The sequence below is a fragment of the Streptomyces sp. 6-11-2 genome, assembly GCF_006540305.1.
GTDB lineage: Bacteria > Actinomycetota > Actinomycetes > Streptomycetales > Streptomycetaceae > Streptomyces.
The window spans coordinates 5704037-5727657 of the sequence record NZ_BJOR01000001.1; the positions used below are offsets into that span (position 1 = coordinate 5704037).

22 protein-coding genes and 2 pseudogenes are annotated in these 23621 nt (G+C 73.0%); 14 read left to right on the forward strand and 10 right to left on the reverse strand.

Annotated elements, in window-relative coordinates:
* Window positions 1-3: 3 nt before the first annotated feature.
* A complete protein-coding gene (gene hmgA, locus TNCT6_RS25160) occupies window positions 4-1320 on the reverse strand; it encodes a homogentisate 1,2-dioxygenase (protein WP_141362419.1) in 1317 nt (438 codons plus the stop codon).
* A 143-nt stretch (window positions 1321-1463) separates the two neighbouring features.
* Between hmgA and TNCT6_RS25165 the strand changes: the two genes are divergently transcribed.
* From TNCT6_RS25165 to TNCT6_RS25195, 7 genes are all read left to right on the forward strand, one after another.
* Window positions 1464-2042: a hypothetical protein gene (locus TNCT6_RS25165; protein WP_216372797.1), complete on the forward strand. Its 579-nt coding sequence runs from the start codon at window positions 1464-1466 to the stop codon at window positions 2040-2042.
* 67 nt (window positions 2043-2109) lie between these two features.
* On the forward strand, window positions 2110-2772 hold the full coding sequence (locus tag TNCT6_RS25170) for a TetR/AcrR family transcriptional regulator (protein ID WP_141362421.1): 663 nt from the start codon (window positions 2110-2112) through the stop codon (window positions 2770-2772).
* 176 nt (window positions 2773-2948) lie between these two features.
* Window positions 2949-3614, forward strand: a complete 666-nt coding sequence (locus TNCT6_RS25175; RefSeq protein ID WP_141362423.1) for a hypothetical protein — start codon at window positions 2949-2951, stop codon at window positions 3612-3614.
* Window positions 3601-4398 (forward strand): class F sortase, encoded by a 798-nt coding sequence (locus TNCT6_RS25180; protein ID WP_141362425.1) that lies wholly within the window; start codon window positions 3601-3603, stop codon window positions 4396-4398. The genes TNCT6_RS25175 and TNCT6_RS25180 overlap by 14 nt, the downstream gene beginning before the upstream one ends.
* A gap of 223 nt (window positions 4399-4621) precedes the next feature.
* Complete coding sequence (locus tag TNCT6_RS25185) at window positions 4622-5998, forward strand: ABC transporter ATP-binding protein (RefSeq protein WP_141362427.1); 1377 nt, start codon at window positions 4622-4624, stop codon at window positions 5996-5998.
* Window positions 5999-6150: 152 nt separating this feature from the next.
* Window positions 6151-7539 (forward strand): aldehyde dehydrogenase family protein, encoded by a 1389-nt coding sequence (locus TNCT6_RS25190; protein WP_141362429.1) that lies wholly within the window; start codon window positions 6151-6153, stop codon window positions 7537-7539.
* Window positions 7540-7553: 14 nt separating this feature from the next.
* Entirely contained in the window at window positions 7554-8636 is a 1083-nt protein-coding gene (locus TNCT6_RS25195) for a Zn-dependent alcohol dehydrogenase (RefSeq protein WP_141362431.1), read from the forward strand.
* Between the two features lie 21 nt (window positions 8637-8657).
* Here TNCT6_RS25195 and TNCT6_RS25200 read toward each other — a convergent pair whose 3' ends face one another.
* The 3 genes and pseudogenes from TNCT6_RS25200 to TNCT6_RS25210 all read right to left on the reverse strand — a co-directional run bounded on the left by TNCT6_RS25200 (window position 8658) and on the right by TNCT6_RS25210 (window position 11078).
* On the reverse strand, window positions 8658-9584 hold the full coding sequence (locus TNCT6_RS25200; RefSeq protein ID WP_141362433.1) for a DMT family transporter: 927 nt from the start codon (window positions 9582-9584) through the stop codon (window positions 8658-8660).
* 74 nt (window positions 9585-9658) lie between these two features.
* Window positions 9659-10393 (reverse strand): helix-turn-helix transcriptional regulator, encoded by a 735-nt coding sequence (locus TNCT6_RS25205; RefSeq protein ID WP_141362435.1) that lies wholly within the window; start codon window positions 10391-10393, stop codon window positions 9659-9661.
* 44 nt (window positions 10394-10437) lie between these two features.
* Window positions 10438-11078: pseudogene (locus tag TNCT6_RS25210) on the reverse strand (TetR/AcrR family transcriptional regulator).
* Between the two features lie 149 nt (window positions 11079-11227).
* Between TNCT6_RS25210 and TNCT6_RS25215 the strand changes: the two are divergent.
* A complete protein-coding gene (locus tag TNCT6_RS25215) occupies window positions 11228-11515 on the forward strand; it encodes a YiaA/YiaB family inner membrane protein (RefSeq protein WP_141362437.1) in 288 nt (95 codons plus the stop codon).
* 96 nt (window positions 11516-11611) lie between these two features.
* Entirely contained in the window at window positions 11612-12256 is a 645-nt protein-coding gene (locus tag TNCT6_RS25220; RefSeq protein ID WP_141362439.1) for a TetR/AcrR family transcriptional regulator, read from the forward strand.
* Here the strand turns inward: TNCT6_RS25220 and TNCT6_RS25225 are convergent.
* Entirely contained in the window at window positions 12253-12714 is a 462-nt protein-coding gene (locus TNCT6_RS25225; protein ID WP_141362441.1) for a MaoC family dehydratase, read from the reverse strand. The genes TNCT6_RS25220 and TNCT6_RS25225 overlap by 4 nt on opposite strands.
* 111 nt (window positions 12715-12825) lie before the next feature.
* Between TNCT6_RS25225 and soxR the strand changes: the two genes are divergently transcribed.
* Complete coding sequence (gene soxR, locus TNCT6_RS25230; protein WP_141362443.1) at window positions 12826-13302, forward strand: redox-sensitive transcriptional activator SoxR; 477 nt, start codon at window positions 12826-12828, stop codon at window positions 13300-13302.
* A 199-nt stretch (window positions 13303-13501) separates the two neighbouring features.
* On the opposite strand, the gene TNCT6_RS25235 is transcribed toward soxR, so the two are convergent.
* The gene (locus TNCT6_RS25235; RefSeq protein WP_141362444.1) at window positions 13502-14104 is read right to left on the reverse strand and encodes a hypothetical protein; all 603 of its coding nucleotides are present in this window, start codon (window positions 14102-14104) and stop codon (window positions 13502-13504) included.
* A gap of 251 nt (window positions 14105-14355) precedes the next feature.
* On the opposite strand from TNCT6_RS25235, the gene TNCT6_RS25240 reads away from it, so the two are divergent.
* Window positions 14356-17157 (forward strand): penicillin acylase family protein, encoded by a 2802-nt coding sequence (locus TNCT6_RS25240; RefSeq protein WP_141362446.1) that lies wholly within the window; start codon window positions 14356-14358, stop codon window positions 17155-17157.
* Between the two features lie 27 nt (window positions 17158-17184).
* Here the strand turns inward: TNCT6_RS25240 and TNCT6_RS25245 are convergent.
* Both TNCT6_RS25245 and TNCT6_RS25250 read right to left on the reverse strand, forming a co-directional pair.
* Window positions 17185-17595: pseudogene (locus tag TNCT6_RS25245) on the reverse strand (serine-threonine protein kinase); the annotation flags it as partial.
* A 25-nt stretch (window positions 17596-17620) separates the two neighbouring features.
* On the reverse strand, window positions 17621-18862 hold the full coding sequence (locus TNCT6_RS25250) for an exo-beta-N-acetylmuramidase NamZ domain-containing protein (protein ID WP_172633013.1): 1242 nt from the start codon (window positions 18860-18862) through the stop codon (window positions 17621-17623).
* Between the two features lie 207 nt (window positions 18863-19069).
* Between TNCT6_RS25250 and TNCT6_RS25255 the strand changes: the two genes are divergently transcribed.
* Together TNCT6_RS25255 and TNCT6_RS25260 are read left to right on the forward strand one after the other, a co-directional pair.
* Complete coding sequence (locus tag TNCT6_RS25255) at window positions 19070-19834, forward strand: SDR family oxidoreductase (RefSeq protein WP_141362450.1); 765 nt, start codon at window positions 19070-19072, stop codon at window positions 19832-19834.
* A gap of 139 nt (window positions 19835-19973) precedes the next feature.
* A complete protein-coding gene (locus TNCT6_RS25260; RefSeq protein WP_141362452.1) occupies window positions 19974-20567 on the forward strand; it encodes a TetR/AcrR family transcriptional regulator in 594 nt (197 codons plus the stop codon).
* A 76-nt stretch (window positions 20568-20643) separates the two neighbouring features.
* Here the strand turns inward: TNCT6_RS25260 and TNCT6_RS25265 are convergent, their stop codons facing one another.
* Both TNCT6_RS25265 and TNCT6_RS25270 read right to left on the reverse strand, forming a co-directional pair.
* Window positions 20644-21159 carry an NUDIX hydrolase gene (locus TNCT6_RS25265; RefSeq protein ID WP_141362454.1) on the reverse strand — a complete coding sequence of 172 codons (516 nt, stop codon included), beginning with the start codon at window positions 21157-21159 and terminating at the stop codon, window positions 20644-20646.
* A gap of 120 nt (window positions 21160-21279) precedes the next feature.
* Window positions 21280-22173: a DMT family transporter gene (locus tag TNCT6_RS25270; protein ID WP_141362456.1), complete on the reverse strand. Its 894-nt coding sequence runs from the start codon at window positions 22171-22173 to the stop codon at window positions 21280-21282.
* Between the two features lie 456 nt (window positions 22174-22629).
* Here TNCT6_RS25270 and TNCT6_RS25275 point away from each other — a divergent pair, with 456 nt between their 5' ends.
* Window positions 22630-23580 carry a hypothetical protein gene (locus tag TNCT6_RS25275; protein ID WP_141362458.1) on the forward strand — a complete coding sequence of 317 codons (951 nt, stop codon included), beginning with the start codon at window positions 22630-22632 and terminating at the stop codon, window positions 23578-23580.
* Window positions 23581-23621 lie beyond the last annotated feature (41 nt).

Here is a 23621-nt window from a genome sequence, read left to right on the forward strand (position 1 = left end):
CGATCAGGGCAAGGGGCGGAAGTGACGCTCGAGCCCCTGCCAGACGTCGTCGTACCGCCGCTGACGGTGCTCGGCCCCGGCCGCGTGCGGCGTGAGCGTCAGCGGCCAGCGCGTCTCGAACATGAACGCCAGCCCGTCGTCCACCTTGTGCGGCTGCAACTCCGCCGCGCTCGCCCTGTCGAAGGTCTCCCGGTCCGGGCCGTGCGCCGACATCATGTTGTGCAGCGAGCCGCCGCCCGGCACGAAGCCCTCCGCCTTGGCGTCGTAGGCGCCCTCGATCAGGCCCATGTACTCGCTCATCACGTTCCGGTGGAAGTACGGCGGCCGGAAGGTGTCCTCGCCGACCAGCCAGCGCGGCGCGAAGACGACGAAGTCCACGCCGGCCAGGCCCGGGGTGTCGGAGGGCGAGGTCAGCACCGTGAAGATCGACGGGTCCGGGTGGTCGTACGAGATCGTGCCGATCACGTTGAAGCGGCGCAGGTCGTAGACGTACGGCACGAGGTTGCCGTGCCAGGCCACCACGTCGAGCGGGGAGTGGTCGTAGATGGCGGTCCACAGGTTGCCGCAGAACTTGTTCACCACCTCCACCGGGCCCTCGGTGTCCTCGTAGGCGGCGACCGGAGCGCGGAAGTCGCGGGCGTTGGCGAGGCCGTTGGCGCCGATGGGGCCGAGGTCGGGGAGGCGGAAGGGGGCGCCGTAGTTCTCGCAGACGTAGCCGCGGGCGGTGGCGTCGAGAAGCTCCACGCGGAAGCGCACCCCGCGCGGGATGAGCGCCACGTCGCCCGGCTCGGCGTGCAGCAGCCCGAACTCGGTGCGCAGCAGCAGCCCGCCGCGCTCCGGCACGATCAGCAGCTCGCCGTCCGCGTCGCCGAAGACGCGCTCCATCGAGGAGTCGGCGTGGTAGAGGTGCACGGCCACTCCGGTGCGCTGGGTGGCGTCGCCGTTGCCGCCCAGCGTCCACAGTCCGGCGAGGAAGTCCGTCCCGCGGGCGGGCTCCGGCAGCGGGTTCCAGCGCAGCCGGTTCGGGTCGGGCACCGTCTCGGTGAACGGCGCCGTGCGGATCGCGCCGTTGCCGGTCCGGGTGAACGCCGGGTGCGCGGCCGACGGGCGGATCCGGTACAGCCACGAGCGGCGGTTGTGGGCCCGCGGCTCGGTGAAGGCGGTACCGCTGAGCTGCTCCGCGTACAGCCCGAGCGGGGCGCGCTGCGGGGAGTTGCGGCCCTCGGGCAGTGCGCCCGGAACCGCCTCGGAACTGTGCTCGTTGCCGAACCCGGAGAGGTAGGTCAGTTTCTCGGCGGTCTTGCGTGCGTCCCCGCTCATGATCGCTCCCTTGCAACCTGATTCCTATGGAACACCGTAGGATTGGCCTTTCCGGGGCGCAAGACCCCCTACTCCGGGCGGAGGGCAGAACCCGACCTCAGGGGGATCCGGTGGGTCCGGCCGCTGCTCTAGGCTCCCCAGTCATGTCGTCGTGGACGCGGGGATCACTCGCTGCGCTCGCGGTCTGTGCCCTGCTCCTGGCCGGGCCGGCGGGCTGTGGACCGGAGGGCGCGCACGGGCCGGTGGACGGGAAGCCGCCCGAGCCCGTGGGCAAGCTCCTCGACCACACCGACGAGGAGGGCCGGCGCTACCGCGAGGTGGACCGGAAGACCGCCCCCGAGGTCCGTGTCGAGGTGCGGCCGGACACCGACGGCGACTGGGACGTACGGCTGGCCGTGCGTCGCTTCCGCTTCTCCCCGGACGGCACGGCGGCCCGGGCGACGGCTGGACGCGGCCTCGCCGAGCTGCTGGTGGACGGCCGGCTCGTCGTCCGCCTGCGCGCCACGGAGTACCGCCTCTCCGGCCGGTTCGTCCCCCACGGCACCCATCACGTCACCGTCCGCCTCTACGCCGACGACGGCACGGTCTGGGCGGTCGCGGGCCGTCCGGTCCAGAGCACGGCCGACATCACGGCCGCGCCCCCGGAAGCGCCGGAGTCGCCGGAGCCGTCCCGGTCCGTGTCGGTGAAGGCACCCGCCCCGGCCGCGTTTCCGAAGCCGTAGCGGGGTCGCGGTCCGGCCTGCCGGGGGCGCGCTTCACCCGCTCGTCGGGGGAGGGCATGATGAAGCCGTGTCCCACCCGACCCCGCTTCGCCGTGCGCCCGTGCAGCGGCGCAGCGCCGAACGGCTGACCAGGATCCTCGACGCCTGCGCCGATCTCCTCGACGAGGTCGGCTACGACGCGCTGACCACGCGTGCCGTCGCGGAGCGCGCCGGTGTGCCCATCGGCTCGGTCTACCGGTTCTTCGGCAACAAGCGGGCGATGGCGGACGCGCTCGCCCAGCGCAACCTCGACCGGTACACCGAGCGCGTCGCCGAGTGGCTGAAGAAGGCGGAGAAGGCGGAGAAGGCGAAGAAGGAAGGGACGGAGGGGACGGAGGGGAAGGCGGGGAGCGGCGGATGGCGTGCCGCCATGGACGCCGTCCTGGACGAGTACCTGGCCATGAAGCGGACCGCCCCCGGGTTCTCCCTCGTCGACTTCGGCAACCAGATCCCTGTCGGCGCCCGCTACGCCGAACCCAACCACCGCGTCGCCGACCGGCTCACGGACCTCCTGTCCGGCTATCTGCGCCGCCCGCCCGACGACGACCTGCGGCGCACCTTCCTGATCGCCGTCGAGACCGCCGACACCCTGGTCCAACTCGCCTTCCGTGTCGACGCGCAGGGCGACGAGCGGATCATCGAGGAGATGCGGCGGATGCTGCGTGCCTACCTGGCGCGGGTGCTGGACTGAGGCCGATTTCCCGGTGCCGTGAGGTGCCGGCGGGGAGGGGCGGGAAACGGTTGCGCCGGGCGGGGGAAAGCTGACGGCGCGTCGGGTGCCGGTCGCCTCACGACGCGAACGCATGTGAAAGACAGTCAGATGAAAGAGCGATTTGTATGAAAATCGTCTGACTCGGAGGAACACGCATGCCCACCCTGACAAACCCACGCACCTTCGGCTCCCGCGTCGGCGCCGTCGCCCTGACGGCCCTGACCGCGGCCGGTGCCACGTGGCTGGCGGCACCGTCCGCCATGGCCCAGGGGGAAGCCGGCGACATCAAGATCCATCGGGTGGGCGTGCCCTTCGGAGTCTCGAAGGACGACCCCGTGGTCTGCCGGTTCTACCTGGACGCCGCCAACTTCGACGTCCTGCCCAGCATCGGCTACAGCATCCAGCCGCAGCCACCGCTGCCCAACAGCGCCACCGTCACCGGCGCCATCGCCCTGGGCGGCGGCGCGGGCCACACCGACCCGCTGGGGCTCGCTGACGGGCAGTACAAGATCACCTGGACCGTCGCCGGCACTCCCAAGGAGAAGATCTTCCGCGTCCACTGCCGCGGGGACAACGGCCCACACGCGGGGGCGCATGGTCCGGGCGGCCGGATCGAGGACCCGGGCCGCAACGAGGCCGCAGGCTACGGGCGCGGCGACCTCGGCGGTCCGCTGGGCGGCGTCCAGGCGGGCGGCGGCGGTCTCGCCTCGTCGGTCGCGGCCTTCTCGCCGGTGACCGGGGCGGCGGCCGTGGGTCTGGTCGCGGTCAGCGGGGTCGTGTACACGCGGCTGGCCCGCCGGCGCCCGCATGGTGCCGCGTAGGCGCAGACGCAGGCCCTGGTACCGGACCCGCGCCTACCGCCTGGCCAGGACGACCGTGCTCGCGGTCGTCCTGGTCACGGCCGGGAACCGGTGCGGCGGGCAGCACGACGGCACCGCGCCGGAGCGAGCCGCCGGGCCGGGCGCCGTGGCCCCGGCCCACCCGGGTCCCTCCGGCGCGGAGGGCGACGGGGAGGACGGAGGCAGGGCGGACGGCCGCGCCCCGGCACGCAGTTATTCCGGCACGGACGGTTCGAACGGCGACGGCCCGGACCCCGGCAGGTCCGCCTCGCCACGGCCCGGATCCTCCTCGCGCCCGCCCGCGCCGCTGCCCCGGTCCCGTGCGACCACCCTGCGCATCCCCTCCCTCGGCATCGACGCGCCCATCATCGGGGTCCGCCTCGACGGCGACCGGGAACTCCGGACACCACCGGTCGACAAGCCCAAGCTCGTCGGCTGGTACGACGGCGGCCCCACGCCCGGGGAGCCCGGCACGGCGGTCGCGGTCGGGCACCGCGACACCAGGACCGGCGCCGCCGTCTTCGCCGGGCTCGGCCGGCTCGGGCCGGGCCACCGCATCGAGGTCCGGCGCGAGGACGGCCGCACCGCCGTCTACACCGTCGACAAGGTACGGGTCTTCGACAAGGCCCGCTTCCCGGACAAGGAGGTGTACGGCACGTCCCGCCGCTCCGAACTCCGCGTGATCACCTGCGGTGGCCTCTACACCCACAGGGCCGGCTACTCCAGCAACGTCGTCGTCTTCGCCCACCTGACCTCGACGACCTGACACCGGGCGGCGCGGCGGGCGGGTGGCCCACGGCCGGCCGCCCGCCCTGAACATGATCGTCCGCTTTCCCGCCTGGCGGACGGCGGCGTCCGATCCTGCCCGGTCTCTTCCCCCCGGTGCGCACATTCCGTTAACTTCCGTGACTCATACGCCCCGTACGACCCGCACGAGGCGTTCGACCCGCGGAGCCTCAGTGCTCTGGTGAGTCCCGGGGGAATGCCTCATGACACGCGCCATCTCTCTGCACGACGTGAGCAAGACCTACGCCAAGGGCGTCCGCGTGGTGGACCGCCTCTCGCTCGACATCGCGCCCGGCGAGTTCCTGGTGCTGCTCGGGCCCTCCGGCTGCGGGAAGTCCACCGTGCTCAGGATGATCGCCGGGCTGGAGGAGATCACCGAGGGGCAGTTGCTGCTCGACGGCGAGTACGGCAACGATCTGCCGCCCTCCGGCCGGGACATGGCGATGGTCTTCCAGAACTTCGCGCTCTACCCGAACATGACCAGCCGCGACAACATCGGCTTCCCGCTGCGCATCGAGTCGCCCGGCGCGGACCCCGCCGGCCGCGTCGACGCCACCGCCCGGATGCTGGGCATCGAGGACCTCCTCGACCGTTTTCCCAGCCAGCTCTCCGGCGGCGAACGCCAGCGCGTCGCCATGGGCCGCGCGATCTCCCGGCACCCCTCCGCCTTCCTGATGGACGAGCCGCTGTCCAACCTCGACGCCAAGCTCCGCAACCATCTGCGCGCCGAAATATCCAAGCTGACCAGGGAGTTGGGCGTCACCACGGTCTACGTCACCCATGACCAGTCCGAGGCCATGTCCCTGGGCGACCGGGTCGCCGTCCTGCGCGGCGGCGTCCTCCAGCAGGTGGACACCCCACGCGCGGTGTACGCCCTGCCCCGCAACGTCTTCGTGGCCGCCTTCATCGGCACCCCGCGCATCAACCTGCTGCGCGGTCTGGTCCGCGCCCCGCTCGACGGCGCCATGACCATCAGCCTGGGCAAGCAGTTCCTGCGCCTGCCCGAACCCCTGTCCCTGGACCACCAGTTGCTGCGCGTGCAGCAGGGCCGCGAAGTGATCGTGGGGCTGCGCTCGGAGGCCGTTCGGATCGCCCCCAAGTTCTCGGCCTCGTCCCGGCGCACGGGAGCCCCCGCGCCCGTCGCCCGGCCCGGGGAGGTGACGATCACCGGGCTCGTGGAGCACATGGAGTTCCAGGGCCACGAGGTCCTCGTCCACTTCAACACCGGCTCCCGCCCCGCCGTCGTGCCCGATCTGGAGGCCCCGCGTCCCACCCGGCGCCCGACCCGGCGGCGCCGGCGCGAGGGCACGGTCCTGAACCGACTGCGGGACCGGGCGGGCGCCCTGCGCGCGGGACCCGTGGTGGTGCTGGAGCACCCCGCCGGACCCGCGCCGGACCCGGTCGCCGCGCCGGAGCCCCGCCTGCCCGGCGACCTGGTCGTGCGGACCACGCCGGACATCGAACTGCGGCACGGGATGCAGGTGCCGCTCCTGGTCGACCTCGCCCGCCTGTTCGTCTTCGACCAACGCGGCGAGCGCATCTGCCCGGCCCCGGACCGGCTGCCCGACCTGGAGGAGTGAAGGGCCCCGGCAGGGCGGGGACCGGCAGGACGAGGGGCGTGCGGCCGATGGAAAGCTACCGGCGCTAGTTTATGGACTGTCAGTAGCTTGTTCACGCGGATGCTTGTGCACGCGGACGAGACCGACGACGGCCCCCGCCCCGGAGGAGCACGATGAAGGCACACGACGGCATGTACATCGACGGCGCCTGGCGTCCCGCCGCGGGCCGGGACGTCATCGAGGTGGTGAACCCGGCCGACGAGCAGGTGATCGGCACCGTGCCCGCGGGCACCGCCGAGGACGTCGACGCGGCCGTACGCGCGGCCCGCGCCGCCCTGCCCGGCTGGTCCGCGACTCCGCCCGCAGAGCGGGCCGCCCGCCTGGCCGCACTGCGGGACGCGCTGGCGGCCCGCGAGGAGGAGATCGCCGGGACCGTCACCGCCGAACTCGGTTCGCCGCTCGCCTTCTCCCGGACGGTCCACGTGGGCATGCCGATCGCGGTCGCCGGCTTCTACGCCGGCCTCGCGGCGACGTACGCCTTCGAGGAGAAGGTCGGCAACTCCACCGTGTACCACGAGCCGGTCGGCGTCGTCGGCGCGATCACCCCCTGGAACTACCCGCTGCACCAGATCGTCGCCAAGGCCACCCCCGCGCTGGCCGCGGGCTGCACCGTCGTCCTCAAGCCCGCCGAGGACACCCCGCTCACGGCCCGGCTGTTCGCCGGGGCGGTCGACGAGGCCGGGCTGCCGGCGGGCGTGTTCAACCTGGTCACCGGAGTCGGCCCGGTCGCGGGACAGGAGCTCGCCGAGCACCCGGACGTGGACCTGGTCTCCTTCACCGGATCCACGGCCGTCGGCAGGCGGATCGGCGCGATCGCGGGCGCCGCCGTCAAGAAGGTCGCCCTGGAACTGGGCGGCAAGTCCGCCAACGTCATCCTGCCCAGCGCCGACCTGGCCAGGGCGGTGAACGTCGGCGTCGCCAACGTCATGTCCAACTCCGGCCAGACGTGCAGCGCCTGGACCCGCATGCTGGTCCACCACGACCAGTACGAGGAGGCGGTCGCCCTGGCCGCGACGGCCGCCGCCAAGTACGGCGAGCGCATCGGTCCCGTGGTGAACGCCAAGCAGCGGGCACGGGTGCGCGGTTACATCGAGAAGGGCGTCGCCGAGGGCGCCCGCGTCGTCGCGGGCGGCCCCGGATCCCCGCGCGAACGGGGCTACTTCGTCAGCCCCACCGTCCTCGCCGACGTCACCCCCGGGATGACCGTCGCCCAGGAGGAGATCTTCGGCCCGGTCCTCTCCATCCTCCGCTACGACGACGAGGAGGACGCCCTGCGCATCGCCAACGGCACGGTCTACGGCCTCGCCGGCGCCGTCTGGGCGGGCGACGAGGCGGAGGCGGTGGCCTTCGCCCGCCGGCTGGACACCGGCCAGGTCGACATCAACGGCGGCCGCTTCAACCCCCTCGCCCCCTTCGGCGGTTACAAGCAGTCCGGCGTGGGCCGCGAACTCGGCACGCACGGCCTCACCGAATACCTCCAGACCAAGTCCCTCCAGTTCTAGGGGAGTCACGTCTCATGGCCGTACGTGCCGCCGTCCTGCCCGCTGTCGGCTCGCCGTTGGAGATCACCGGGATCGAGTTGCCGGAGCCGGGGCCCGGACGGGTTCGTGTCCGGCTCGCTGCCGCCGGGGTCTGCCACTCCGATCTGTCCCTGACGAACGGCACCCTGCGGGTGCCGGTGCCCGCCGTTCTCGGTCATGAGGGCGCCGGGACCGTCGTCGCGGTCGGCGAGGGCGTCACCCACGTCGCACCGGGGGACACGGTGGTGCTCAACTGGGCGCCGTCCTGCGGGAACTGCCACGCCTGCTCGCTCGGCGAGGTCTGGCTGTGCGCCAACGCGATGAACGGCGCCGCCGACGTCCACGCCCGCACCGCCGACGGCACCGAACTGCACCCCGGCCTGAACGTCGCCGCCTTCGCCGAGGAGACGGTGGTCGCCGCCTCCTGCGTGCTGCCCCTCCCGGACGGCGTCCCGGTCACCGACGCCGCGCTCCTCGGCTGCGCCGTCCTCACCGGTTACGGCGCCGTCCACCACGCGGCGAAGGTGCGCCCCGGTGAGACGGTCGCGGTGTTCGGCGTCGGCGGAGTGGGCCTCGCCACCCTCCAGGCCGCCCGGATCGCCGGCGCCGGGAGGATCGTCGCCGTGGACGTCTCCCCGGAGAAGGAGGAACTCGCCCGACGGGCGGGCGCCACCGACTTCCTCCCGGCCACCGGGGACACCCCCCGCGAGATCCGCGCCCTCACCGGGAAACAGGGGGTCGACGCCGCCGTGGAGTGCGTGGGCCGCGCGGTCACGATCCGCGCCGCCTGGGAGTCCACCCGCCGTGGCGGCCGCACGACGGTCGTCGGCATCGGCGGCAAGGACGAGCAGGTCACCTTCAACGCCCTGGAACTCTTCCACTGGGGCCGTACCCTGACCGGCTGCGTCTACGGCAACTCGGATCCGGCCAGGGACCTGCCCGTGCTCGCCGAACACGTCCGCTCCGGCCGGCTCGACCTGGCCGCCCTGGTCACCGACCGGATCTCCCTGGACGACATCCCGGCCGCCTTCGAGAACATGCTGGCCGGCAAGGGCGGCCGGGCGCTGGTGGTGTTCTGAGGCCCGCCGGTCGTCCCGGGGTCAGGACACGTGTTCCGGCCGGGGCTCCTCGCGCGCCGTCCGGGAGGTCCGGCGGTGCGGACGGGAGCGGGAGACTGCCACTCCGGCCAGGCACAGGGCCCCGCCCACCAGGGTCACCGGACCCGGCACCTCACCCAGCGCCAGCCACGACATCAGCACGACCAGGGCCGGCACGGCGTACGTCGTCGCGCCCATCCGGCTCGCGGTCGTGCGGGACAGCGCGTAGGCCCAGGTCGTGAACGCGAGCGCGGTCGGGAACACGCCCAGGTAGACCATGTTGAGTGTGGCCGGCAGCGGGGCGCGGGCGGCCTCGTGGAGGAGTTGGCCGGTGAAGGGGAGGCAGACGACCGCGCCGACCAGGCACCCGAACGTCGTCACCTGCAACACGCTCGCCCGGCCCAGCGCCGGCTTCTGGGCGACGACCCCGGAGGCGTACGCGACCGCCGCCAGCAGGCACAGCACCACGCCCAGCACCGAGGATCCGCCGCCGCCCGACATCGACAGGCCCACGGTCACCGCCCCCGCGAACGACACCGCCATGCCCGCCAGCAGCCGCGGCGGCATCGGATCCCCCAGCAGCCGCGCCCCGAGCAGCGCGATCAGCAGCGGGCCGACATTGACCACCAGCGCCGCGGTCCCGGCGTCCACCTGCTGCTCGCCCCAGTTCAGGGCCACCATGTAGAAGCCGAACCACAGCAGCCCGGATATCGCGATCCCGCGCCAGGCAGCCCGCGGCGGCCAGCCCTCCCGCCGCACCAGGCAGATCGCGCCCAGCGTCAGGGCTCCGGCCAGCAGCCGCCCGAGGGCCAGCGCGCCCGGCGAGTACGCGGCACCCGCGCTGCGGATCGAGACGAAGGCGGAGGCCCACAGCACCACGGTGACCGTGGCGGCCGCGGCGGCCAGGCGGGACGGGGAGACGTTCATCATGCTTCCTGAGGTTAGGTGGGCAGGGGTGGGCGGGGCTCGCGGATTTCGGACGGCGGGACCGGCCGACGGCGCGCTCAGCGCAGCGCCGCCGTCTCGATCCCCAGCAGGTCGGACAGGGCGCGCTCGCCGGCCGGGGTGACCCCGACGGCGCGCTCCGAGCCGATGCGCACGCACCAGCCCGCGTCGAAGGCGTGCCGGCACAGGGCCGCGCCGGCGGCCCCCGCGAGATGGGGGCGCCGTTCCGTCCAGTCGAGGCAGGCCCGGACCAGCGGGCGCCGCCCCGTGCGGTCCAGGCCGATGCCCGTCGTGCCGAACCAGGTCAGCCCGGCGTCCGTCAGCGCGAAGCCGAGGTCCTGGCGCAGCAGTCCGCGCGCGGTGAGCGCGTCGGTGAGCGCGATGCCGAGCCGCCCGGCGAGATGGTCGTAGCAGGTGCGCCCGCGGGCCATCGCCGACCCGGCGCTCGACTCCCGCAGCGTGTGCGGCCGGCGCGCGGCCCGCGGGGCGGCCTGGGCGGCCAGGTCCTCCACGAGCTGGGCGACCCGCGCGTCGGCCAGGCGCACGTACCGGTGCCGGCCCTGCCGCTCCTCGGTGAGCAGCCCGCCCGCGACGAGCTTGCCCAGGTGCTCGCTGAGCGTGGACGCGGCGACACCCGCGTGCCGGGCCAGTTCGCCGGCCGTCCACGCCCGCCCGTCGAGCAGCGCCAGCAGGCACGCGGCCCGCGTCTCGTCGGCGATCAGCCCGGCGAGCGCGGCCAGGGGTGGTGCCACGGGGTCCTGGCGCCGGGTCCGTATCCGTTCTCCGGTGCTCATGAGGCCAGCATGGGACACGGACGCTTCGGCGCGCCGAAGTGTGCTCACGTGCTCCGCCCCACCTGCTCGTACTGCCGGGTCAGCCCGTCCAGCAGCGCCGCAAGACCGGTCTCGAAGGCCCGTTCGTCGATCTTCTCCTGCTGCTCGGCCAGCAGATGGGCCTGCCCGAGACGCGGGTAGTCGGCCGGGTCGTAGGCCCCGGCGTCGTCCACGAAGCCCCCGGCGAAGGAGCTGAGCGCGGAGCCCATGATGAAGTACCGCATCAGCGCGCCGATGGAGGTCGCCGCGCCGGTGGCCAGCCCGCGTCGACCATCGCGCCGTAGACCGCGTCGGCCAACCGAAGCGCGGCGGGACGGCGGCCGGGGCCGCCGGCGAGGACCGGAACGATGTTCGGGTGGTCGCGCAGGGCGGCCCGGTAGGACACGGCCCAGTCGCGCAGCGCGGTCCGCCAGTCCCGGCCGTCCTCGAACATCGACAGGTCGACCTGGGCGCTCACCGAGTCCGCGACCGCCTCCAGGATCTCGTCCTTGGTCCGGAAGTGGTGGTAGAGCGAGGGCCCGCTCACCCCCAGCTCGGCGGCGAGCCGGCGGGTGGAGACGGCCGCCAGGCCCTCCGCGTCCACGAGCTCCCGCGCCGTCGCGACGATGCGGCCGGTGCTGAGGAGCGGGGTGCGGGGTCGGGCCATGGCGCACATCGTAGAGCCGCGGGACCGAACAGGCGGCGCCCGCGCGGGCGGGCGTTCCGGGCCCCGGCCCCGGCAGCCGGAATTCTGAGTACGCGAGCTGAGTATCCCGGCGGATGCGGCGGCGGGCCCGCGGGCCGACGCTGGTCGCCATGAGTGACACACCGGTCAAGCAGCAGAGCACCGCCGCCTTCTACGGCCAGGCGGTCGCCTCCTTCGGCATCGCCATGGCGGCCACCGCCATCGGCATCTTCAGACTGAACGCCGACGCCTGGGTGCGCGCCTTCCTCGCCATCGCCGTCCTGTACCTTGTCACCTCCGCGTTCACGCTCGCCAAGGTGGTCAGGGACCGCCAGGAGGCCGGCCGGATCGTCAGCCGGGTCGACCAGGCGCGCCTGGAGAAGCTGCTCTCCGAACACGATCCCTTCGAGAAGCTGTGAGGCCGCGGTCCGTCCCACACCGCCGGCCCAGCAGGCTAAGCGAGCGCTCACCCTCGGCGGTATGGTGGACCCCCTGACGCGAAAGAGGGGCGAGCGATGACTACGGCGCAGGAGACGGCCGGCGGTGACCCGCAGCCGTGGGGCGAGGTCACCCCGGACGCGGCCCGGCGGCTGCTCGTGGCCGCCGTGGAGGCCTTCGCCGAACGGGGCTACCACGCGACGACGACCCGCGACATCGCGCGCCGCGCCGGGATGAGCCCGGCCGCCCTCTACATCCACTACCGGACCAAGGAAGAACTGCTCCACCGCATCAGCCGGATCGGCCACGAGAAGGCGCTGGAGATCCTGCGCACCGCCGCCCGGCGCGAGGGCGGCGCGACCGAGAGGCTCGCCGACGCCGTCAGCTCCTTCGTGCGCTGGCACGCGGGCGGGCGCACCACCGCCCGGGTCGTGCAGTACGAACTGGACTCGCTCGGTCCGGACGCCCGCGCGGAGATCCTCGCACTGCGCCGCCAGGTCGACGCCGAGGTACGCGGGATCATCGAGGACGGCGTCGCCTCGGGCGAGTTCGACGTGCCGGACGTGCGCGGCACCACGCTTGCCGTGCTCTCCCTGTGCATCGACGTCGCCCGCTGGTTCAACCTCGACGGCCCCCGCACCCCCGAGGAGGTCGGCGCGCTGTACGCCGACCTCGTGCTGCGGATGGTCGGGGCCGGCGGGCACCGACCCGAGAGGCCCTAGAAGTAGTACCGCACCACCGACTCCGCCACGCACACCGGCTTGTCGCCGCCCTCGCGCTCCACGGTGAAGGCGACGGTCACCTGCACCCCGCCCGGCACGTCGTCCACGCCGGTGATCACGGCGGTGGACCGCAGCCGTGAGCCGACCGGGACGGGGGCGGGGAAGCGGACCTTGTTGGTGCCGTAGTTGACGCCCATCCGCACGCCCTCGACCGCGATCAGCCGCGGCCCGAAGAGCGGGAGCAGCGACAGGGTCAGATAGCCGTGGGCGATGGTCGTGCCGAAGGGGCCCGCGGCGGCCTTCTCCGGGTCCACGTGGATCCACTGGTGGTCGCCGGTCGCGTCGGCGAACAGGTCGATCCGCTTCTGGTCGATCTCCAGCCAGTCGGTGTACCCCAGCCGCTCGCCCACCGCCGCCCTGAGTTCGTCGGGGGACGTGAAGATCCTCGGCTCCGCCATGTGTCCGGCCTCCCGCCTCGCGGTCGAAGTCTAAGCAACTGCTTAGCATGGTCGGGTCCGGGGCCCCTGTCAACGGACCGGGCGGGTGACGCGGTGGGTAGGCTCTGAGGGGTGCCCCAGATCCCCGAGAAGATCCACGAGCTGACCGTCGGCCAGCTGTCGGCCCGCAGCGGCGCCGCCGTCTCGGCCCTGCACTTCTACGAGTCCAAGGGTCTGATCAGCAGCCGCCGCACATCGGGCAACCAGCGCCGCTACTCCCGCGACGCGCTGCGCCGGGTCGCCTTCGTCCGGGCGGCGCAGCGCGTGGGCATCCCGCTCGCCACGATCCGTGAGGCGCTCGCCCGGCTCCCCGAGGAGCGCACCCCCACCCGGGAGGACTGGGCCCGGCTCTCCGAGGCCTGGCGCTCCGAACTCGACGAGCGCATCAGGCAGCTCAACCGCCTGCGCGACCACCTCACCGACTGCATCGGCTGCGGCTGCCTGTCCCTGGACACCTGTGTGCTGTCCAACCCGGACGACGTCTTCGGCGAACGCCTGACGGGCTCGCGCCTGATGGCGGAGCGGGGGAGCGGCGCCGGCCGCGCGTAATCCCCCCGCGGCCGGCGGCAGCGCATCCTGGCGGAACCGGCCGCCGCCGCGCCGGCCCCCCCGGACCGCCCCGCGAGACGCGCCGGTCCGTCCCGTGCCGACGGGCGCCGGTGGTCCCGGCCGCCGGGCGGACTCCGAGGTGCCCCGTCATCCGTCCGGCAGGACCGGCGCACCCCACCTCAAGGGCCTGCCGTCGTGGTCAGGCGGACATCAGCAGCCGCCCCCGCCTGGCGTACGCCAGGGCCTCGGGCGTGAGAACGGGCAGCGGGACCAGGATCCCGCAGTCCGCGCAGACCGGGCCGGACGACGGCTCGTGATCCAGGTCGTACGTCCAGGCCAGCCGCTCGCCGCCGCACACCGGGCACGCCGCGCCCGGTTCGCGCTCCAGCGTGGCGATCAGCCGGCTCAGCACCTCGGCCAGCGGTTCCCTCGGGTGCACCCGGGGGTCGTCGCACCAGGCGACCCCGAAGCCGCCCCAGGTCATCCGGTGCCAGTCGTCCACGCTGCCCGGCCTGCGCAGCCCGTCGTGCTTCTCCTGCTTACGGCGCCTGGCGAACCCGGCCTCGTAGTCGAGCCACACCGAACGCGCTTCTTCCAGTTCGTCCAGTGCGGCCACGAGCCGCACTGGATCGGGGGACCTGTCCTCGGGACCGAACCCGGCCCGGGAGCACAGATGGTCCCAGGTCGCCCTGTGCCCATAGGGAGCGAACCGCTCGAGGCACTTGCGCAGCGAGTAACGCCGCAGCGCCAGATCGCACCGCGGGTCCCTCACCTGTCTCGCCAGACTCCGGAAACCGGCCATCGCCCTGCACCTCCGTCACACCTGCATCCGCACTTCGGTCACTGCGGCGTCGTCGTACGGAGCCGTCGTGACGGCTCCGCCGGATAGACGTGCCGACATCCGATCCGGCTCCATCCGTTTTCCGATGCCCGCCATAACGCCGCCCTGGTTGACCCTCACGAGGTGACCCCAAAAAGTGACGCATGTTCATCTTCCCCCTGAGGGATACCGGCGGTAACGTCCCGGCACCACCCCCGTCGGGAGGAGCTGCCATGCACCGGCGCACCCCACATTTCGCGCTTGACAGACTGAGAACTCCCCGCAGATTCCCCGGGTTCCTGAAGACCGCGTCGGTATGCGTCCTCATTGCCGGTCTTTTGTCACCCTTTTCCCAAGCGGCCGCGGCCGGCGCCGCCGCCGGCGCGGCCGCCGCGGCCTCGAACGACTACTGCGGCGGCCAGTGCTCGGACATCCTGCCGCCCGGCGAGAACGGCAACGCCACTCTGGCCCAGATCCTCCTCAACCAGGCCTTCGGTACCCAGCCGAGCCACGCCGAGGACCAGCTCGGCCCGTACGCCAACCTGGCCACGGGCTACCCGGCGCTCACCGACGCGAAGATCAACTCGTTCTTCAACGACGCCTCGTTCGGCGTCCCCTCCGGGCAGGTCGCCTCCACCGAGAAGCCCGCGGGCCGCAGTGACGTGACGATCGTCCGCGACAAGAAGACCGGTGTGCCGCACATCACGGGCATCACCCGCTACGGCACCGAGTTCGGCGCCGGGTACGCCGCCGCCCAGGACCGGCTGTGGCTCATGGACGTCTTCCGGCACGTCGGCCGCGGGCAGCTGACCTCCTTCGCCGGCGGCGCGGCCGCCAACCAGGGACTGGAGCAGGAGTTCTGGCGCAACGCCCCGTACACCGAGGCCGACCTCCAGGCGCAGATCGACCGCGCCGTGGCCGGGAACGGCGCCCGCGGGCAGCAGGCCCTCGCCGACGTGAACGCCTACCTCGACGGCATCAACGCCTACATCGACGCCTCCGACTCCGGTCGCTACTTCCCCGGCGAGTACGTCCTGACCGGCCACAAGGACTCGATCACCAACGCCGGCACCATCGCCCGCTTCAAGGTCACCGACATGGTCGCGCTGGGCTCCGTGGTCGGCGCCCTGTTCGGCTCGGGCGGCGGCGGCGAGGTGAACAACGCGCTGTCCCTGCTGGCCGCCCAGTCCAAGTTCGGCGTCGAGGAGGGCACCAGGATCTGGGAGTCCTTCCGTGAGCGCAACGACCCCGAGGCCGTCCTGACCGTGCACGACGGCAGGAGCTACCCGTACGCGACGAAGCCCGACGACCCCAGGGGCCGGGCCCTGCCCGACGCCGGCTCGGTGGCCCAGGAGCCGCTGGTGTACGGCCGCACCGGCAGCGCGGCGACCGCGGCCGCGCGGGGCGCCACCTCCTCGGCCGCGAAGAGCGCACTGACCTCCGCCCGGCGCGGCATGTCCAACGCGCTCGTCGTCGGCGGCGAGCACACCGCGAGCGGTCACCCGGTCGCCGTCTTCGGTCCGCAGACCGGCTACTTCGCGCCCCAGCTGCTGATGCTCCAGGAGATCCAGGGTCCGGGCATCAGCGCCCGCGGCGCCTCCTTCGCCGGCCTGAGCATGTACGTCGAACTCGGCCGCGGTCAGGACTACTCGTGGAGCGCCACGACCTCCGGCCAGGACATCATCGACACCTACGCCGTCGAACTGTGCCAGGACGACTTCCACTACCTGTACCGCGGCACCTGCACGGCCATGGACAAGGTCGAGCAGACCAACTCCTGGAAGCCCACCGTCGCCGACGGAACGGCGGCCGGCTCCTACACCATGCGCGTGTGGCGCACGAAGTACGGCCCGGTCGAGTACCGCGCCACCGTCGGCGGCAAGAAGGTCGCCTACACCACCCTGCGCTCCTCCTTCCTGCACGAGGCCGACTCGATCATCGGCTTCCAGATGCTCAACGACCCCGACTTCGTCAAGGGCCCCGAGGACTTCCAGAGGGCCGCGCAGCACATCAACTACACGTTCAACTGGTTCTACGCCGACTCCCGGCACACCGCGTACTACAACAGCGGCGACAACCCGGTGCGGGCGAACGGCGTGGACGCCGAGTTCCCGGTGTGGGCGCAGCCGGCGTACGAGTGGCGGAACTGGGACCCGGCGGTCAACACCGCGGACTACACCCCGTCCTCCGCCCACCCCGCCTCCGTCGACCAGGACTACTACGTCTCCTGGAACAACAAGCAGGCCCTGGACTACTCCGCGGCCTCCTGGGGCAACGGCTCCGTGCACCGCGGCGACCTGCTGGAGGACCGGGTGCGGAAGCTGGTCGCGGCCGGCGGGGTGACCCGTGCCTCGCTGGTGAAGGCGATGGCGGACGCGGCCGTGGCCGATCTCAGGGCCGAGGACGTGCTGCCGAACCTGCTGAAGGTGATCGACAGCTCGCCGGTCACCGACTCCACGGCCGCGGCCGCGGTGGGCAAGCTCCGGACATGGCTGTCCGCGGGCGCCAGGCGCACCGAGACCTCGGCGGGCTCCAAGACCTACGCCAACGCCGAGGCCATCCGGATCCTGGACGCCTGGTGGCCGCTGCTGGTGAAGGCCGAGTTCGAGCCGGGACTGGGCAGCGACCTGTACGGCGCCTTCACCGCCAACCTGCCGCTCGACGAGTCCCCGTCGGCCGGGCACGGCCCGACCGGCTCGCACGCCGGAAGCGCCTTCCAGTACGGCTGGTGGAGCTATGTCGACAAGGACATCCGGGCGGTGCTCGGTGAGCCGGTGCGGGGTCCGCTGGCACGGACGTTCTGCGGCGGCGGCAGCCTGAACGCCTGCCGGGACACCCTGATCGGCACGCTGAAGCAGGCGGCCGGAGCCACCGCGGCCCAGGTCTACCCCGGCGACGACCAGTGCTCCGCGGGTGACCAGTGGTGCGCCGACTCGATCGTCCAGCGCGTCCTGGGCGGCATCAAGCACGGGAAGATCAGCTGGCAGAACCGCCCGACCTTCCAGCAGGTCGTGGAGTACACCGGTCACCGCTAGACCCTCCGAACGGGCGGCGGGCCGGTGTCAGCGGACGCGGCCCGCCGCCAGCACCACCCGCGCCAGCTCCGGGTGCACGATGTCGCTGTGCGCGCCGGCCGGAGGACCGCCGCGCCTGACCACCTCGGCCGCGTCCACGTTCACGCATCCCGACGCCGGGAACGGCGCGGCCAGGGCCTCGGAGAGGGTGCACGCGCGCGTGCCGGGCACCGCCTGCACGCCGTCGTGCCCCATCGCACCCCAGGCGGCCCCGAGCAGGGCGCCGACGTCGAGGCCGAGCACCGACCGGTCGTCGTCCGCCATCCGCGAGGCCAGCGGATACAGCGTGCCGAGGGCCGTGTCGAAGCGGGAGTGGCAGCACACCAGGGGGCCGTCGACACGGCGCTCCCGGCCCCGCAGCACCCCGCCGATGTGTCGCGCATCGTCCTGCCAACGGGCCGGGCCGGCCAGGGGTCGCGGCCCATCAGTAGAGGAGGTATTCCTTCCGGGTCTTCCGGAACGCGGCCAGCTCCTGCCGCCAGGCCGTCACCACCTCGTCGGTGCCCGCACCGGCGTCGATCATCGTGCGCACCTGAGTGGAACCGGTGAGCTTGTCGATCCAGTTGTCCGAGCGCCAGGCGAACCCGCTCCAGACCCGCTTGGCGGTCACGAGCAGCGCGATCCCGGTCCGTACCGGATCGAAGGCGTCCCGGTTGTGCACGTGGATCTGCACCCCGCCGACGGTCGTGTCCTGGAACTTGGAGAAGGTGGGCGTGAAGTACGCCTCCCGGAAGTTCACGCCCGGCAGACGCAGCGCGTTGGCCGCGGCCGCCCAGCGCCCGTCGACGCCCGCCGCGCCCAGCAGCTCGAAGGGGCGGGTGGTGCCCCGTCCCTCCGACAGGTTGGTGCCCTCGAACAGGCACGTTCCGGAGTAGACCAGGGCGGTCTCGGGAGTCGGCATGTTCGGGCTCGGCGGCACCCAGGGCAGCCCGGAGACGTCGTAGAAGTCCGACCGCCTCCAGCCGGTCATCAGGACGGTCTCCAGCGGAACCGGCGTGGTGAGGAACTCGCCGTTGAACAGCCGCGCCAGCTCGGCGACGGTCATGCCGTGGGCCTGCGCGATCGGCCGGCGCCCGACGAAGGTCGCGAACTCCTCGTGCAGCACCGGCCCCAGTGCCTCCCGGCCGGTCACCGGGTTGGGCCGGTCGAGCACCACGAACCGCTTGCCGGCGAGGGCCGCGGCCTCCATGCAGTCGTAGAGCGTCCAGATGTAGGTGTAGAAGCGGGCGCCCGCGTCCTGGATGTCGAAGACGACCGTGTCCACGCCGGAGGCCGTGAAGACGTCGGCGAGCGGACGCCCGCTCTTGAGGTACGTGTCGTACACCGGCAGCCCGGTGGCCGGGTCGTCGTAGCGGCCCTCCGAGCCGCCCGCCTGCGCGGTGCCGCGGAAGCCGTGCTCGGGGCCGAAGACGGCCACCAGGTTCACCCGGCGGTCGGCGTGCATCGCGTCCACGATGTGCCGCACGTCCCGGGTGACGCCCGTCGGGTTGGTGACGATCCCGACCCGCTGCCCGCGCAGGGAGGCGTAGCCCTCGGCGTCGAGGCGCTCGAAACCGGTGCGCAGCGGGCGGTTGCCACCGGGGGCGGCCTGGGCCGGGGCCGCCACGGCTCCGGAGGCCGCGGCGGCGGCGGTGGTGGCGAGCAGGCTCCGTCTGGACAGCTTCATACAGTGACCTCCGTGATCGCTGCGGGTGTCATGCTCACGCACGCTAGCGTGCACCCGTCCGCCAGGGAACGAAGCGGACGGCGCCTCCTGCGGAACATCCCTTCCGGCAGCACATACCGACTGGTTAGTCTGATGCGGCGGAGTCGAGTCGAGTCGATCCGTGTCGAGTCGATCCGTGTCGTGTCGGAGCCAGGCCGAAGGAGACCGATGGTGCAAGCCGTGCAGGGTGCGGGAGTGGTCGTCACCGGGGCCGGGGGCGGTATCGGCGCCGCGCTGGCCCGCCGGTTCGCCGCCGAGGGCGCCCGGGTCGTCGTCAACGACCTCGACGCCGACCGGGCCGCGTCCGTCGCCGGGGAGATCGGCGGCATCGCGGTCCCGGGCGACGCCTCCGAGATCGTCGCCGCGGCCCGTGACGCGCTCGGCGGCACGGTCGACGTCTACTGTGCCAACGCGGGCCTCGGCTCGGGCGGTTCGGAGGCGGCCGGGGAGAAGGTGTGGGCACAGGCCTGGGACGTCAACGTCATGGCCCACGTCCGCGCCGCCGAGACGCTGCTCCCCGCCTGGCTGGAACGCGGCAGCGGCCGGTTCGTCTCCACCGTGTCCGCGGCCGGGCTGCTCACCATGATCGGCGCGGCTCCGTACAGCGTCACCAAGCACGGCGCCTACGCCTTCGCCGAGTGGCTGTCGCTGACCTACCGCCACCGCGGGATCAAGGTGCACGCGATCTGCCCGCAGGGCGTGCGCACCGACATGCTGGCCGCCACCGGCAGCGCCGGCGACCTGGTGCTCCAGCCCACCGCGATCGAGCCGGAGGACGTGGCCGACGCCCTGTTCGACGGCATCGCCCAGGACCGCTTCCTGATCCTGCCGCACCCCGAGGTCGCCGGGTTCTACCGGGCCCGGGCCGCCGACCCCGACCGCTGGCTGACGAACATGAACCACATCCAGCGGAAATGGGAGGAGACCGGCTGACACCGGGGGCGCGGGCGACCGGGGCCGACCGAGATCCTGCCGGACTTGCCGAGGACGGCAAATGGGAAGATCCTCCGTCGGGAACTGCGTTCCCTTAGGCAGCGCAGCGAGCAGGAACACGGAAGGCAGGTGGCGGCAGGTGCCCAGGACGACGGACTCAGGCGGCACTCCGGTGCCGCAGCGGCTCCTGGCCGCCGCCACCCGGCTCTTCGCCGAGCAGGGCTACGACCGCACCTCGGTGCAGGAGATCGTCGAGGCGGCCGGCGTCACCAAAGGGGCGCTCTACCACTACTTCGGCTCCAAGGACGACCTCCTGCACGAGGTGTACGCGCGCGTGCTGCGCGTCCAGCAGGAGCGCCTGGACGCCTTCGCGGACGCCGACGAACCGGTCGAGAAGCGGCTGCGGGACGCGGCGGCGGACGTGGTGGTCACCACCATCGAGAACCTCGACGACGCCATGATCTTCTTCCGCTCGATGCACCACCTGAGCCCGGAGAAGAACAAGCAGGTGCGCGCCGAGCGCCGGCGCTACCACGAACGCTTCCGCGCGCTCATCGAGGAGGGCCAGCGGGCCGGCGTCTTCTCCACGGCGACCCCGGCGGACCTCGTGGTCGACTACCACTTCGGCTCCGTGCACCACCTGTCGACCTGGTACCGGCCCGACGGCCCGCTCGGCCCCCAGGAGGTCGCCGACCACCTGGCCGACCTGCTGCTGCGGGCACTGCGGCCGTAGCCGGCGCCCGTACGGCCGGCCTTCGCACGAGCGGGTGCGAGGGGGCGGCCGCAGCCGTGCCGCCCCCGGGGCCGGTTCACCCCCGTGACCGGTGGGCCTTCAGCCGTTCGTAGGCGGCCAGCCCGTCCGGTACCCACTCCCACTCGGCCAGGCGGCGTTCCACCTCGTCCTCGGGCAGGAAGTCGTGCCAGGCGACCTCCTCGGCCTGCGGCCGTACCGGCAGGTCGCAGCGGACCTGGTAGACCGCCGACCACCAGGTGCGGCCGGCGGCGTCGTCGTACAGGAACTTGAAGAGGTACTCGGGGCGGGGCAGCCCCGACACCCCCAGTTCCTCCTCGGCCTCGCGTAGGGCCGCGTCGTCGTAGGCCTCGCCGGCGCCGACCACACCGCCGACGAACATGTCGTGGAGGGAGGGGAAGACCAGCTTGGTGGAGGTGCGCCGGTGGACGAAGAGGCGGCCCTCCGCGTCCCGGGCCTGGACGAAGACGCAGCGGTGGCGCAGCCCCCTGGCGTACGCCTCGCCGCGCGGGGACCGCCCGACGACCCGGTCCTGTTCGTCGACGATGTCGAGGATCTCGTCTTCAGGGCTCATGCCGCCATCCAAGCAGGCCGCGATCCAAGCAGGCCGCCGGGCAAGCAGGCCGCCGTCCGGGTGGGCGGCCGTCCGGGTGGGAGGCCGTCACCGTCCGCGTGGCCGCGGGCCGGGCCCGGCTCAGCGTGCCTGCAGGTCGTGCTTCTGCTCGGGCACCGCCGCCCCGTACGGCATCGCCGGGTGCAGGCCGAGCAGGACGATGCCCGTCACGATCGCCGCGAGGCCAGACGCCTCCCAGGCCAGTGCCCCGGTGTCGGTGCGCAGCCGGTCACCGAGGAAGCCCACCCCGCAGGCGATTCCGGCCAGCGGCTCGGCCGCGGTCAGGGCCGGCAGGGACATGCGCAGCGGCGCCGTCTCGAAGGCGCTCTGCATGAGGATCAGCCCGGTGACGCCGATCACCAGCAGACCGTACGGCTGCCAGCCGGTGAACAGCTCCGTCCAGCCGCCCGCCGAGAACCGCTGCCCGCTCACCCGGGTCAGCGCGTCCTGCACGCCGTAGAGGAGCCCGGCGGCCACCGCCAGCAGGACCGGTCCCCAGCTCAGCCGTGAGCGCTTGGCGTACGCCGTCAGCAGCAGGGCCACACCCACCATCACGCCGATGATCAGCCAGTGCCGCAGCGGGTCGGTGACGGCGCTGCCGCCACGGGGCCGCCCCGCCACGATGAACGCGGTCACGCCACCGGCCAGCAGGGCGAGCCCCGCCCAGCCCTGGCCGCCCAGGGGCTGCCTGGTCTGCCGCCGGGACAGGGCCAGGGCGAACAGCAGGTTCGTGGCCAGCAGCGGTTCCACCAGCGAGATCTCGCCCCGGCCCAGGGCGAAGGCACCCAGCACCATGCCGCCGATCATCAGCCCCAGACCGCCCAGCCAGCGCGGCACCTTCATCAGGTCCAGCAGCAGCCGGGGCGAGAGGAAGTCGCCGAGCGGTGCCCGCTGGGCCGCGTTCTGCTGGAGCACGAAACCGAAGCCCAGGCAGCAGGCGGCGCTCACGGCGAGAATCACAACCAGAACCGACACGCTGCGTACCTCGATCATCCGGCCGGGCCACGGGGTGCGTAGTGGCCGACTGTAGCGTCCCTGGGCCCGGCCCGCTGCCGGGATGACCCGGATTCGGGCGGTCCGCCCGGTCACGACGCCCCGTGGTCGGGGGCGATGGCGCGGCCCTGGACCATGGTGGGACCCCCGGCACCGCCGTGCCACGGTGTACGCCAGAGGAGTGACCCTTCCGCGGGGCGGCCCGCCGTCACGGCCCGGCGATCGGGCGTCTTCGCAAGTGCCGCTTGTGTCAGGGCAGTTGACGCGTGTAACGCGAGGGTGACCCTTGACGGAGCGCATTGGCTGGGGGTTTGCTGTCCGTGATCAGCCGATGGCAAGCCGATGAGCGACGAGCAAGCCGAGGCCGGTGGGCCGAACGGGGGGCCGCTCCCGGGGCGTACCGGGCCACGAACAAAGAGCGCGTGAGGAAGTTCCGCGGTGTCCCCACCCCCGCCTCCCCTCGGACGCGGCCGCAAGCGAGCGGCCCAGGCTTTTGACACCGCTCTCGACGACACCGAACTCCGTGACGCGCGTTCGGCGTTGGCGCAGGGCCGGTGGCAGACGGTGCGCTCGCTGCTCGTGCGCACCAAGGACGACTGGGACCGCCGGGGACACCGCGTCACCGTCCTCGCCGAGGAGTCCCACACCGCGGCCTGGACCCGTGACTGGCTGCTCGCCGAACCCGAGTCCGCCGACGCCTCCGTCCTGCTCGGCATGTCCCTGGTGCAGGGTGCCCTGTGCGGCAGGGAGAAGCCCGACCGGGCCCGCGAGGCCTGCCGGGCGGCTGCCGAGCTGGCGCCGGAGGACCCCACGCCGTGGCTCGGCCTGCTCCTGCTGGAGCGTGGCCTGGGCGACGAGGAGGAGGTGGTCCGCCTCTTCGACAAGGTCCGCCACCGCCATCCCGACCACCATCACGCCCACCACCTGATGGTGGCCCAGCTGGCCGAGCGGCGCGCCGAAGCCGGCCCGGACCCGCTGCACGAGGTCTACGACTTCGCCAACTGGGCCGCCGAGCAGGCGCCCGCCGACTCGCCGCTGGCCATGCTCCCGGTGGTCGCGCACGCCGAGCGCTACCGCGTCCTGGCCTGCGCCGGCCACGCACAGGCCGACCCGGCCGCCTCCGGGCACTGGACGGGCCGCCGGGCCCGCCAGGTGATGAAGGCGGCCTTCGACTGGTGGCTGGAGTGGGAGCAGGAGGGCCATCCCCGCCGTCTGGTCGATCTGAACTTCCTCGCCCACGCCAAGCACTGCGAGGGCCGGGGTGCCGAGGCCGCCGCCCTGTTCCACCGCATCGGCGACCATCCCAGCCAGGTGCCGTGGGCGTACCCCGACCGAGATCCGTACACCGCCTTCCGCATCGCGCGCGCCGGCGCGCTCGGTGCGGTGTAGTGCCCCGCAACCCCGTACGCACCACGACCCCGACGCCCGAA